Here is a 13776-nt window from a genome sequence, read left to right as displayed (position 1 = left end):
ATTTCACCTTTTGTTAATCTACCCGTTACTAGAATAAGAAAATGCGTTTCCACCTATTGAAGAAACGCATCCGTTTGTTTATGTATAAAATTTAACAAACTTATTTTCAAATAAGATGTCGAAACAGATTATTTTGATTTAAACACCCGTTGTTAAAGAATTTATCCTATCTAACTTGACCAATAACTCATTATAATTAGATAAAGTTTCTTTATCTTCTACTCTATTACCAGATTTAAAAAATAAAATATCTCCTTTTCCATCGTTAATTTGATTCCTTACTTCTAGAATTCTTTTTAAGTTCTTTGCCGTTCCAATACTTCCAGAAATAATGTCCACTTCTTCAGGAAATATTTTCTTAATACTACTTTCAAAATATGGGAAATGTGTACATCCAAGAACAACCGTGCCGTATTGCTTTAAATCAAACGACGATAGTTTTTCTTTTAAATATGGTACAACTATCTCTTCTCTAAACTCAAAATTCTCAGCGAATTGGACAAGACCAGGAAGAGGAAGACTTTCAACAATATCGTGATGATCTATACTTCTCACAAGGTTATAAAACTTTTCCTCTCTGAGAGTCAAATTAGTTGCCAACACTAATACTTTTTTTCGTTTTCCCTCACAGCTTTGAACAGCAGGTTTTACCGCTGGTTCAATACCCAAAATAGGGAAATCATACTTCTGGCGAAGATCATCTACTGCAATACTGGTTGCAGTATTACAAGCAATGACTAATGCTTTAATTCCTTGATTAGCCATAAAATCAACTGCATTAAAAATATATTTCCTTACCTCTTCTTTTGGTTTTTCACCATATGGAACGTGTAAAGTATCTGCATAAAATATGTAATCCTCATTCGGTAAAATCCTCAATGCTTGATGAAATACAGTCATTCCACCTATGCCTGAATCAAAAAAACCAATTCTCATTACTTTCACTCTTCTTTTCAATTAATTTTATAAGTCCATCTAATTTTTTAACATATCAATAAATTTTAATAAAGACGGTTGCAAGTACGTTTTTTTTCGATAAATAAACATTGTTTTCATTTTTCCATAAAGATTCGGTAATGAATGTTGTTTAAGCGTTCCTTCTTGTAAATGTTTTGCAATGACACTGCAGGGGAGCAAACTTATACCTAGACCAGCAGATACACAGCCTAATATTCCATCCACAGTGCCAAATTCCATTATCTTATTGGGTATCATCTTCTCTTGGTGTAACCATTGTTCAAACTTTTCCCTATAAGCACATCCCATATGAAAAACAAGAACCGTCCTTGTTCGAATATCTTTGATTAAAGATATTGGTGGATGAGCTGTATCCGTGATGAGAACTAGTTCCTCTTCGAATACCTCTTCCTGAATGAGATCTGGGTGATTGATAGGTCCAGCCACAAATGCTCCATCAAGTTCATACTGAAGAACAGCTTGAATATTTTGTTCAGTAGAACCTGTTTTTAAAGTTAAATCTACCTCTGGAAAGTCTTTATGATACTTTGAAAATAGGACTGGTAACCGAACCGCTGCGGTTGTTTCCATTGAACCAATAATTAAAGGGCCGCTTGGCGTTTGATCATCCATCATCACATTTTTAGTTTCCTCGATAAGATTGAATATCTTTTCCGCATATGTTAACAACAGGCTTCCTTTGGTTGTAAATGCAGATCCACGATTATGTCTATAGAAAAGGGTTGTTTGAAGATCTGATCTTTCTTTTAAGGTTGCTGTATTATATCGAAATTTTGACCTCTGCATTCATACCAGGCAGGACCTTACTTGAAGGATTTTCAATAGAAATTTTCACAGGAACTTTTTGTGTTACTTTTGTATAAGTGCCGCTTGAGTTCTGAGACGGAAGTACAGAAAAAACGGAATTTGTCGCATAACCAATTTCTTCGATTTTCCCATTAAATAATGATTCCGAATCACCGTCAACAGTAATATCAACGCTGTCGCCAACTTCAATATCGTTTAAATCATTTTCTTCAATATTGGCGGTAATATATAAACTATTCATATCTGCTGTTTGAGCTAAAACCTGACCAGCTTGTACCATTTGGTTCGTCTTAGCTTCATTTTTGATGATAGTTCCTGTTGCCAAGCTCTCTACTGGAAGTGCTTGTTGACCATTTGAAATTTTGCCCAATTTTTCTTGATCAGAGACAATCTTACCCTCTTTACCATTCCAATTTGTCAACAAGCCAGAATTGGTTGCTACAACTTGTGAAATATCTGCTGATACAACAGCATCCTCTGTTTTTACATAATTCTGTTTTTCATAGTAGAAGTATACACCTGATGCAATTAATGCCAAAACGACAACCATACCTATAATATTTATCAGTAATAAACGACCTTTACTCATGTTTCAAATCTCTCCTTACAATTTATATACTTAAAATCTATTTAAGCCGATGTCTCCATTCCATCTTTTTCTTTTGGAGCTGGTATACGCATTCTCTTTTGTTTCTTAACCAATGACCGTCCTTTTCCAGTCCAAGTTTTTCCGATTGAGCCAACAAGCATGACGATACTTAGTACAAGTAATATCGTAAACAAATCATGATAGGCCCCTAATACAGCAGTCATTTTAGAATTTACGACTAGTTCAAACGCTGCTGTACTTTTTGCCTCTGATAAAGATAAGTGTTCTCCCGTGAAGGAGTGAATTAGTTTTGTCATTTCCCATCTATACTCAGAACTATTTGGGTCTATCTGCCCTCTAATATCTTCATAATTTTGCGCATTTTGTCTGGTTAAAAACCATCCGATTATTGGTGATATAACAGCACCGATAAAATTTCGGATTGAGTGCAAGGTTGTAGACCTCATCGATGCCTTATGAATATCACCGGCTAATGCTGTTCCAAGAGCACCTGAAACGAGAGTCATACTGATCCCGCCTCCAAGACACGCAACTTGAAAATACAATGATGGTAAAGTCGTTTCTGAATTAATCACCATCCACTTGAGGCTCACATATAAAACGGCAATGGACCCGATAATTCCTAGTATGCCGGCACCTAATTTATCATAAAATAGGGTTTTAAATATGGCGGTAAACAAGATTCCCACAAAGAACCAAAAATAAAAATGGCTTAGATATAAAAAGGGAAGGTTCATATTATTTCGCAAAAATCCGTTAATCCCTGCAATCGCAACGATCAGAGAGATATGAGATGCAACAGCCATAATGGTTCCAGAAATAGGTTTGGAAGCCTTTAATGTGCTAAATGGAACCAATGGTGTCTCTGCTTTTACGTCCACATAGATAAATAAAATTAACAATATGAGCCCTGCAAGAAAAAATGGCCAAACATATAAAGAGGTAAATCCTTTTTCTAAAAGGTTACATAGTGGAAATGCTAATACAATCATTAAAAGACTAAACAAAAACACTCCTGTTTTATCGACATGACTATGATCATGTCCATGCTCTTCATGTTTAGGTAAACCGAAAAAACCAATAATTAAACAGCATAGTGATGCGATTATATTTAGAAAAAACAACCAACGCCATGCATCCGTTCGTAATGAGATGGAGCCGAATAGAGCTCCAATTGCACTTGATCCAAATAATCCTGTAATAACCATAAACAAAAAGGTATTTCGGATCGCATTAGGGAAAGACCTTAGGCTAGCAGGCAGAATGGTTAAGAAAAGAATACCTGCACTTAGGCCTTGAATGATTCTTCCTACAATCAGAATGACTAAACCAGGAGAGATCGTAGAAATGATGGATCCACATAAAAAAATAAAAATAAACAGTAAGTAATTTCGTCGTAATCCAAATTTCCTTGAAAGTACTGGACCAAATGGCACACCTAACGCAAATGCCAAATTCGATAATGTAGATGGATATAGTAAGTGATTGGAACTTAGTTTCAGTCCATTTTGGATAATACCTTGGTTTAGAATGTAAGACAAATTAGAAAAATACTGTGAACCAATCGCCAGTATCGTTAAGATGGATATTATCAAATATTGAGGGACAGCAACCTTTTCAATATCGGAAGCTGCCGGATTCATCTGCTGACTCATCCAATTTCCTCCCTTCATTTTTTAAAAATTGTTTATTAACATTTTTACTATCACTATATTGTATAATGCAAGTTGTATTATACAATATATTTCAAAAAAAAAACAATGTAAAAATTTTATATAATAATAGCTATTAAAACAAAAAAGACCGTGACGCCTTGTCACAATCCCTTATTTTTCTATATTCCACATTTTTTAAATGAAATTATCCTTTTCTATTTTTAAAATCTTTATTTAATCGAATTAAATTATCTTCAAGTTGTTTTAATTCCACTCTAGACCAGTTTTGGAGTACTTCTGAATAAAAGTTATAACGAGATTCTTGAACAATATTGAGGATTTCTTGTCCTTTATTCGTAAGTTCTATAAGACTTATCCTTCCATTGTCGGGAGCTGGAAAACGCTTAATATATTGTTTGGATTCTAAAGTACCAACCTGTCTACTCGCTGTAGATATGTTTAACATTAGTTTTTCGGCAATTACATTAATTGCCAAGGGTCCATTTTCATTAACTTCACTTAAGATAAGATACTCTGATCGATCCAAGTCACCTAGTTTAGGACTATATGCTGTTGTAAGCCGAACTAACAAGGCTATTTCATATTCAATAGATTGCAGTGAGTCCTGATTCAAAAAGTCCTTCCCCCTTATAAAGTAAAACTGTTGTACTTATTGTAGTCAAATTAATTTTATAATAACAAATATACTATAGTAAATCTTTTAGAAAAGTGTAATGTCATCCGCTCTTGGCTCCACCACATGCAGCTTCAAGGTAACCTGAGCCAGAGGTCGTAAAGATCGCTGGCCAAAGGGGAATCAACAAAACTAAATCGGTCTAAAAACTTTGCATCATACCCAAAATTAAGGGGGCTACTGGCTCCGGATCCTTCTTCTGGTGGAACTGAAATTTTTGCAAACTGTACAGAGCTAAGGAAGAAATATCCTAATAGGGTACCATCCACTCACCCAGCTTATCAAACAAAAATGGACATAGATCATGATAACTATACATGTTAAAGATAATTAAATAAAATAGCCCCTTTCGATTGAGAAGGGCTAATTTACTTTCTCCTTCAAGATTATTTCGGAGAAATGAACTAATTTAACATTATGATTATTGTCTCCTTCTTTGACGATTTCACAATAACCAGAAGAATATTGATGTAATATGATGTATTCTTTGCCCTTGTAAATAACATATAACTTTTCCATCGTGTCCCCTTTCCATTTGTTTTCCATTATTGTAAGGGGATTTACTTTTTTTGTCTGTGTCATGCTGGTGACAATTTGGGAATGGAAAAAAGCCCCTCTCGAAGAAGAGTTTTTTTATGTACAATTAATTAGCTTTAAATACCCAGTACTATTTTTTGGTATTATTTAGATTATGTAATTCAAATAGATAAAAGGGGAGAAATAACATGAAAGCAGTATTAGGATTCTTAAAAAAGAGATGGAGGTATGTATTAACCGCTATCATTGCTTTGTGGATTGGCGGTGCTGGAGGCCCTTCTAGTGAGGAATATGCAAATGCGAAAGATTACGCGAAAGACCTGAACAAAACCATCCAAGAAAAAAAACACCTCAAACTTCCAGCATATAACAAATCTCACTTAAATTGGTTTAACTATAGCATCATTTATAATTTTCTCTCAATAACTTATCGATCCTCAGCATTAAATTATCAAGTTAATTTTACCTAGAAAAATCTAATCCATTTTCCTCTTTTTAACATTGGATAATATTGGTATGATTTAAACACCCCTAATTTTCTAGATAAATTGCTACATGACAAGGACTCCTTATGGAGTTCTTGTCATTTTAACAAGAAAAATCCCGCATTTATGAAAACCGTTTAAAACCACAAATAATCAAATATATAATACCACTGATAGCCTATTAAACCCATAGCCAAACATTTTTTGCATTTAAAATTTTCCTCTTGTCTTTTTTGAATACAACTCATATTTAATTACTTCCAATATACTTAAATGAATAAATATGTGTTTTCGTAAGATCGATAACTTCTTGGATAAATTCCTCTTGAGTTTCTTTGAAGCCATTATGAATCCAATTCTGAAGGAGTCCGTAAAAGCCATAGGCTGTATACCGTTTAAAATAATCCATATTGACTTGTATATTGTTTATTGTTTGGAAATTAAATTGTTCTTTATAGATTTTTAAGATCGTTTGAGGGAACCGGGTGTGTAATCCAGGTAGCGTGTCATCATAGTTAATCAGTTCAAAAAAATTCCGGTTGATATAGATATAAGAAACAATATTAAAAGATGGTGCATTTAGGTTTTCCGTAAAAACTTTATGACCAGGTACATATGGTTTTCCTACTGATGCTTCTAGCCCTTGAAACATGGAAATGAGTAGATCTTCAGCCAATTCAATCTTATCTTGATAATGGATATAAAACGTACTGCGATTATAAGCGGCATAGTCGACAATGTTTTTTACAGTAACGGAGTGATACCCCTTCTCTTTTATGAGTTCAATTAATGCTTGCTTTAAATGTTCTCTTGTCCGATATTGTCGTTGAGATGTGGTATTTTGTTCACTATTCATGAAAAAAACTCCCTCAAAATTAGACAGATTTTATATAAGTGTCTAACTAGTAGACACTTAATGATATCTTAATGATTGTTAAATGTGAACAGAAGAGTAAAATTAAATTGTGAACAAATTAGTACAGATTTTCATTAGGCAGCTTCTGTTAACTGTTAATAATGAGTTGTAATAAAAATGTTATGGGAGGTCTTTGATTATGACTAATTTAAATGGTAAGGTTGCAATTGTAACTGGTGGTGCTTCTGGTATTGGATTAGCTACTGTTAAAGCTTTTCTAGAAAAAGGGGCTAAAGTGGTAATTGGCGATTACAATAGTGAAGCTGGAAAAGTAGTAGAGAAAGAGTTAAAAGAGAAATATGACGATGTATTATTTGTCTCAGTTAATGTTGCCGATGAGAAATCAGTTGAAAATCTTGTATCTGAAACGGTAAAACAGTTTGGACAATTAGATGTAATCTTTAATAACGCAGGTATTGGAATCCAAAAACCAACTCATGAATTAACTGATGAAGATTACAAGAGGGTCATTTCCGTCAACCAAGATGGCGTATTTTATGGTATAAAGTATGCACTTCGTGAGATGCTTAAAACTGGCGGTGGTTCTATTATTAACACATCATCCATTTTGGGAAGTGTTGGAGAACCAACTTCTATTCCATATGCAGCAAGTAAAGGTGCTGTCAATTTAATTACTAAATCAGTAGCTTTAGAATATGCGGATCGTAATATACGTGTAAATGCAGTTGCTCCTGGATTTATTGAATCAGGTTTAGTTAACAAAGAAGCTCTTGGTGAATTTTACGATGGCTTAGTTGATAAGCATCCAATTGGCCGATTAGGAAAACCAGAGGAAATTGCACATGCAGTAGTTTTCTTAGCTGAAAATGACTTTGTAACTGGTACAACAATCTTAGTAGACGGTGGTTACACAGCTAAATAAAAAATAATTTAACATGCAGAAGTTTAACTTCATCAATGAAGCCGTTATTCCTATTAACGGTGGTTAAGCTTAAAATTTTTTATTAATCTAAGGCCTAATTTATGGTTCTGCAAACTATAAATTGGGCTTTTTTCCTAATCACCTAAAAGTTGTAAATCTACTTTTTAAAAATTGAATAATTGATATTTCAGAAAAAAAACCCTGAATAAATAAAAGAGGCCGAATCCGGCCTCTTTCTTTGTATCAATTAGCAATCTTTTTGGACCACACACCCAAATGGTGGTTATGGTCTTGCACTTTTGATGGCTGTCCACCCACTATATACTTTGGATTTACCAACAATTCTATATGCTCGTAGTTTATAATAGTAGGTATTTCCCCTTTCTAGTCCTGTATTCGTATAGTTTAAAGAAGTGGTGCTTTTTAGCAAACGATATGATCCTTTACTGGAGGTAGCTCTGTAAACTTCATATCCGCTTGCTCCTGATACAGAATTCCATGTTACCTTGATACTCTTCGAACTTAACCTAGTTGCCTTAAAATTAGGTGGAACAGAGGGTATTGGTTTTGTATTAACGATTGATGAAAAATTACTATAAACTTTCGTTTGTCCAACTGTTCGGTAAGCTCTAATTTTATAATAGTAGGCTTTATTTGTGGTGAGTCTGCCATTCGTATAACTAGGGGATGGTGTTGTCCCTACTAGTGAATAAGTACCCGTACTTGATGTAGATCGATACACTTCATACCCGTTCGCCCCACTAACTGTGGCCCAGCTAGTTTTAATACTAGAGTAAGAAGAAGAACTTGCTTTTACGGACAGTGGTGCAGCAGGGACTGGTTTTGTACTAACGATGGATGAAAAGTTACTATAAACTTTCGTTTGTCCAACTGTTCGGTAAGCTCTAATTTTATAATAGTAGGCTTTATTTGTGGTGAGCCCGCCATTCGTAAAACTAGTGGATGATGTTGTCCCTACTAGTGAATAAGTACCCGTGCTTGATGTCGACCGATACACTTCATACCCGTTCGCCCCACTAACTGCGGCCCAGTTAGTTTTAATACTAGAGTAAGAAGAAGAATTTGCTTTCACCGACAATGGTGCAGCAGGGACTGGTTTTGTACTAACGATGGATGAAAAGTTACTATAAACTTTCGTTTGTCCAACTGTTCGGTAAGCTCTAATTTTATAATAGTAGGCTTTATTTGTGGTGAGCCCGCCATTCGTATAACTAGGGGATGGTGTTATTCCTACTAGTGAATAAGTACCCGTACTTGATGTAGATCGATACACTTCATACCCGTTCGCCCCACTAACTGTGGCCCAGCTAGTTTTAATACTAGAGTAAGAAGAAGAACTTGCTTTTACGGACAGTGGTGCAGCAGGGACTGGTTTTGCTGATCCCATCGAACTAAAACCACTGTATGCTGTTATTGTACCCGTTTTATACGCACGGACTTTATAGTAATACGTAGTGCCAGTGTTTAGAGATGAATCTGTAAACGTATTTTTCGTAGTGGTTGATACTTTCGTGTATGGTCCTGAACTAGATAAAGCTCTCCAAATCTCATACCCCGATATATCACTTGGTCCCTTCCAGCTCGCTTTAAGACTGTTGTATGAGTTGGATGAAACCGATAAACCCGTTGGTGCGGAGGGCTCAACGACTACAATGGCTTTTTCACTAACATTACCAGCTGCATCTATTGCAACAATCACTAACTCCGTACCAGCTTTTTGTGATGGAATAGTAACTTTATATTGGCCATCTTCCTCTGCTATTCCAGAGCCGCTTACTGAACTATTTACCTTCACTTCTACTTTGGCTCCAGCCTCTGCTTGTCCAGTAACAGAAGTATCTTTATCGGTTACTTTATTTACCTTTGGTTTTTCAGGGGAGGTGACATCTTTTACCACAATCTTCGCATCTTCACTTACATTTCCTGCAATGTCAGTTGCTGTTATGACCAATTCCGTTCCTGCTACTTGAACCGGAATGCCCACTGTAAATTTTCCATCTGTACCGGCTTTCGCAGAACCAATGATGTTTCCATTAACTTTTACTTCTACTGTTGATCCCGCTTCCGCCATACCAGTCACAGAAGTATCTTTATCTGTTACATCGTTTACTGTAGCAGGTCCAGGTGGGATCGCGTATTGTTTGGATAAGAGAGTGCCTGGATAGTAAAAGGATAAAATGTCCTTATACAGGATACCGGCAGCAGCACGGCGATTAGCACCAAATTGACTTAAACCAACACCATGTCCGTTCCCGGAGCCTGAAAACACAAAAGCATCGTTGGTTTCGTTGATGGAAAACAAATTACTCTTCAAGTCTCTTGAACCGGGCTTCGCAGGGTCGTTTGTGCCGATGATGGTACGCATATCGTCTGCAAGCTGGTTATTAATACTTGCGGTTTGAAGTTCAAGCTCCCCATTTGAATTGAAAACGTCTTTTATAAAAAATTCGAGTGAAAGATCACTTTTTGTAAATCGACCGCTTTCGGTAGGTGAATAAAAGTAAACCTTAGGGATAGAAACAATTTTGATTTGTTTACCACTAAATCCTGATAGATTATTCATCATCCACTTTTTAATGTTGTTCGCGTACAAAGCATCTTTTTCATTTTTAGAATCCCACCAGCTGTCTGGATTTTTGAGGTCCAATGAAGTGACATCCATTTGCTGTTTATGCAAGGTAGCATCCCAGGTATTGGCCGTATCGTACTCGTCGGCTTGAACCTTAAAATATGGAAGGGATTTTGGATACCAGACATTAAATAGTTTTTCCGTTTTTCCTCCGTTAGAGGCAGAGAAAACAGCATCAATGATATTCCCATCGTAGGTTAGGATTTCACCTTCTGTCGCGTCAACTGCCTCAGATGATCTAGGATGTAAGCTTGTCACGCCCCCATATACTTGAAAAGTGGTAGTATCATTGATCACCTGATTCAAACGAAAATACGCATAGGTTCGCGCTGATACTGCCTGTGCCTTTAAGGCCTCCATCTGCCAAAGCGCAGGCATTTCATCCGGGACCACACTCTTTACATAATCTTCAAGATTAATGGTGTTAATCGGTCTTACATATTGATTTTTTTCCACTGTAAAAAGAAAACTCCCGGCATATTCACGATTGTTGATCACTGCATGGTCAATACTATTAACCGGAGTAATCGATAATTCGCTCCCGGTGGCTAATCTCGTGGTTCCATCATATAAGGCAAGCGTTTCACTCTCTACCTTCACCGTATAACTTCGATCGCTGGTTAATAGATTCGTGGAATCCCCATTTAAATAGTAGTTTCCCACTATTTTTAATGAAATACTTGACTGATTACCTAAATATTTCACTAGCTTTACTTGAACGTGTGGCTCTGTAGCAATCGTTGCCGCATCTTTATAACTAGGAACAATGCCAAGAAAGACAACGGTTACAATTAAAAAGATTAATAATTTTCTCATATAAAAACCCTTTCTAATAGTTTCTTAGATTAATAATATATCTTTTGCTAGCATATATCCTCAATTTTCCTAAAAAACCTAATTTTTCAGACTTAGATATATCATTACAAAATAGACGACTCGGATTCATACTTTTGCTTTTCCTTTTAATCTTTTAAGTGCGTGACCTAGTAACAAAGAAATCCCCTCCATATTGCGTGAAGGGGATTTCTTTTTTTAAGAGTTTTTCATTTTAACTGTTACTGACTTAGCGTTTAAAAATTTGGTCAAAATCTGGATTTACCGCGGATAATGGATTCATTGGATGCACTTCCTCAGCAGCTAAACCAATGACAGAAAGACAGTACACATCCACTACATCTAGTACTAATCTAGATTAGAGAATTCTTGTCTACAAGAGGATCAGAAATTTTTGCAAATTGGCAAAACTAATAAAAAATATCCAAACGAAGTCCCCTCTACTTAGCCAGATTATCAAGCTAAAATGAATAGAGACCATGATAATTAAGCTTGTGGAAGATATTAAAAAAATCGGAGTTAGCTTTTGATTCATCAACTCCATAATGCCAGCCGGTTAATCTTACCGCATCTTACTTTCAATCAAAGGTAATTCATCTAGAAACATGTATACCCTTCTACTGGATTATCTACACCGATTTTCCCATCGTGCCGGAGAATGATTTCACGGACAATGGATAATCCTAGACCAATCCCGCCCATTCGATTCTTGGGGACAGGTATTCGAGTAAATGAGTTATCTAACTTACGTATTAAAGATATCGATTTCACTTCTAAAGAGATAAGTGTAGTACGTAAAGGTAATAAAAAAGATACGGTTTCTGTAACTCCCTCAAGCTTAGAGGATCTATAAAAGTATCTGTCTATTAGAAATGAAAGATATAAAGCCGGGAACTGTGAAAACGAATATGTTTAACTAAAGCTGTACAAAAAAGAACCGAAACCCCTTACGAATCGTGCTATAGGAAATCTTGTTTATAAATACACAAAGTCGTTTGACAAAAGGATGTCACCTCATAACTGCGACATACATACGCGACGAACCTTGCTAAACAAACCAATGGCAATATTCCATTTAGTATGTCTCAACTTGGACATACTTCGTCGGACATTTCTTTGCTTAACATAAATAAAACGAGGGAAAAAGCGAGATTAGCTGCTGAACTCCTAGATAAACGAACGGAAAATAAATAAAATTTTTTATTGGGAAACAATTTCTTTATCTTCAAAGTTAACAATAAAAAAGGTCTTTTTTTATAATCAAATAAAGATTTTGACAAAAATCAATCTAATATTACAAGGGTTTATTTAGTTTGTATTTGTTTTAAGTGAATTTAAAGATGTTAAAGATTTCTAACAATTAAGTTTAGGCATCACTTGTTCCTACATACCACATGTATCGAGTACTGGTGACTACTTCAATTAAGCAAAAATGGGTTAGAAAAACGGTAGTGAATAATAAGAATCCTTGTTTTCCTTCACCTGCTTGTATTCATTGGAAATTCAATAAACACAAGCATTGTTGTACGCCCTCGTCAGGACTCGAACCCGAATTTCAAGAACCGGAATCTTGCGTGCTATCCGGTTGTAGTCTGTAGGATGTAGTTTTTATGACTGTAGGACAGATTTCTGTACCGTAGTACTCCTCGGCTCTAATCTGAGGTGGAATTAGAAATCGTATGAAACGTAAATTTATTGGTGAAAGAGGTATTATATCCTCATCTGAAGTCTCACAGAATAGACATGTCCTATATTCCCTTGATGAAGCGTTCGAAATTTTCCATTCGTGCAAAGAAAGAAAAAGGATTAAGACTAGGAACAATCAATGGTTATCAAGAAGTAATGAGGTATTTCCGTCAATTGCTTTCAGGAGATGTTATGGACGTTATCGAAACTACAGCGGATAAAATACGAAGTTATATCAATTATCTTCGAACCGAACGTATACCATACTCAGAGGATGAACATCGAAAACGCAGCAACAAAGAATTATCTGTTCACATGATTAACATTCGTATTCGGGCGTTAAGTACGTTTCGCTTTTTGTTCACCGAGAAGATGATAACACTTGGTGGAGGGCTTACTTTTGAAGAAGCATTGTCAAAAGAAATAATGATATTCTTTACTGAATGGAATGTCTACATGACAAAGGATCGTTCACTTTCAAACACCCCTTTTTAAATACATTTAGGGCAAATTCCTTGTAATTCAAAAAAGTGATGAGTTACATTAAATTGTAAATTAATTCTGGCGAATTCTTCTACTTGAATTAATTTTGGGTAATAAAAGTCAGCAAGATTTCCGCAAAATTTACATCTAACATGGTAATGAAAGGAAGTAGCCCATTCAAAGCGACTAGCAAATTCCCCAAAGGACAATTCATTTATTAGATTATATTTCTTAAAACATTTTAAGTTACTATATATCGTGGCTGGCGTTAAACTAGGCAAAAATTCCTTTAAATCTTTACAGATTTCATCTACGGTGGGATGAGAATTAGAAGTGGCCATATACTCTAATATGGCTAATCTCTGTGGGGTTAGCTTTAATCCATTATTTTTTAATACCTCAGAACCTTGTTGAACACGTGGATGATTCATCATCTACAACATCTCCATTGCATTTTTTTATTCACCATGTTGGTAAATTCGAGAATATTATAAGTTTTATAGAAGGGCCCGATAGAATCGAGAATAACAATCAAAATCATTACCCTTATAAAACACG

The 13776-nt window shown here is 35.4% G+C and carries 12 protein-coding genes and 1 pseudogene; 5 read left to right on the top strand and 8 right to left on the bottom strand.

Annotated features, from left to right (window positions below; all coding sequences use genetic code 11):
• Positions 1-138: 138 nt before the first annotated feature.
• The 5 genes from murI to RCG21_RS09880 form a co-directional block, all read right to left on the bottom strand.
• Entirely contained in the window at positions 139-936 is a 798-nt protein-coding gene (murI, locus tag RCG21_RS09900; protein WP_133332682.1) for a glutamate racemase, read from the bottom strand.
• A gap of 39 nt (positions 937-975) precedes the next feature.
• Positions 976-1647, bottom strand: a complete 672-nt coding sequence (locus RCG21_RS09895; RefSeq protein ID WP_235824687.1) for a LysR substrate-binding domain-containing protein — start codon at positions 1645-1647, stop codon at positions 976-978.
• A 91-nt stretch (positions 1648-1738) separates the two neighbouring features.
• Positions 1739-2374 (bottom strand): HlyD family secretion protein, encoded by a 636-nt coding sequence (locus RCG21_RS09890; protein WP_133332684.1) that lies wholly within the window; start codon positions 2372-2374, stop codon positions 1739-1741.
• Between the two features lie 41 nt (positions 2375-2415).
• Positions 2416-4050: an MFS transporter gene (locus RCG21_RS09885; RefSeq protein ID WP_308913111.1), complete on the bottom strand. Its 1635-nt coding sequence runs from the start codon at positions 4048-4050 to the stop codon at positions 2416-2418.
• 205 nt (positions 4051-4255) lie between these two features.
• Positions 4256-4684 (bottom strand): MarR family winged helix-turn-helix transcriptional regulator, encoded by a 429-nt coding sequence (locus RCG21_RS09880; protein ID WP_133332685.1) that lies wholly within the window; start codon positions 4682-4684, stop codon positions 4256-4258.
• A 258-nt stretch (positions 4685-4942) separates the two neighbouring features.
• Between RCG21_RS09880 and RCG21_RS09875 the strand changes: the two are divergent.
• Positions 4943-5068: pseudogene (locus RCG21_RS09875) on the top strand (excalibur calcium-binding domain-containing protein); the annotation flags it as partial.
• Positions 5069-5469: 401 nt separating this feature from the next.
• Positions 5470-5751 (top strand): hypothetical protein, encoded by a 282-nt coding sequence (locus RCG21_RS09870; RefSeq protein ID WP_208025307.1) that lies wholly within the window; start codon positions 5470-5472, stop codon positions 5749-5751.
• 265 nt (positions 5752-6016) lie between these two features.
• On the opposite strand, the gene RCG21_RS09865 is transcribed toward RCG21_RS09870, so the two are convergent.
• A complete protein-coding gene (locus RCG21_RS09865; protein WP_308913110.1) occupies positions 6017-6622 on the bottom strand; it encodes a TetR/AcrR family transcriptional regulator in 606 nt (201 codons plus the stop codon).
• Between the two features lie 199 nt (positions 6623-6821).
• On the opposite strand from RCG21_RS09865, the gene RCG21_RS09860 reads away from it, so the two are divergent.
• The gene (locus RCG21_RS09860) at positions 6822-7565 is read left to right on the top strand and encodes an SDR family NAD(P)-dependent oxidoreductase (protein ID WP_133332687.1); all 744 of its coding nucleotides are present in this window, start codon (positions 6822-6824) and stop codon (positions 7563-7565) included.
• A 283-nt stretch (positions 7566-7848) separates the two neighbouring features.
• Here RCG21_RS09860 and RCG21_RS09855 read toward each other — a convergent pair whose 3' ends face one another.
• Positions 7849-11031 (bottom strand): SpoIID/LytB domain-containing protein, encoded by a 3183-nt coding sequence (locus RCG21_RS09855; RefSeq protein WP_308913109.1) that lies wholly within the window; start codon positions 11029-11031, stop codon positions 7849-7851.
• 676 nt (positions 11032-11707) lie between these two features.
• Here RCG21_RS09855 and RCG21_RS09850 point away from each other — a divergent pair.
• Both RCG21_RS09850 and RCG21_RS09845 read left to right on the top strand, forming a co-directional pair.
• Positions 11708-11902, top strand: a complete 195-nt coding sequence (locus RCG21_RS09850; protein ID WP_308913108.1) for a tyrosine-type recombinase/integrase — start codon at positions 11708-11710, stop codon at positions 11900-11902.
• Between the two features lie 1025 nt (positions 11903-12927).
• The gene (locus RCG21_RS09845) at positions 12928-13230 is read left to right on the top strand and encodes a hypothetical protein (protein ID WP_308913107.1); all 303 of its coding nucleotides are present in this window, start codon (positions 12928-12930) and stop codon (positions 13228-13230) included.
• On the opposite strand, the gene RCG21_RS09840 is transcribed toward RCG21_RS09845, so the two are convergent.
• Entirely contained in the window at positions 13227-13652 is a 426-nt protein-coding gene (locus RCG21_RS09840) for a Fur family transcriptional regulator (protein WP_235824689.1), read from the bottom strand. The two genes, RCG21_RS09845 and RCG21_RS09840, sit on opposite strands and share 4 nt — an antisense overlap.
• Positions 13653-13776: the final 124 nt, after the last annotated feature.

The organism is Bacillus salipaludis (genome assembly GCF_030938565.1).
GTDB classification, from domain to species: domain Bacteria; phylum Bacillota; class Bacilli; order Bacillales; family Cytobacillaceae; genus Neobacillus; species Neobacillus salipaludis_A.
Note: the sequence above shows the minus strand (reverse complement) of the source record. Positions and strands in the feature narration are given on the sequence as shown.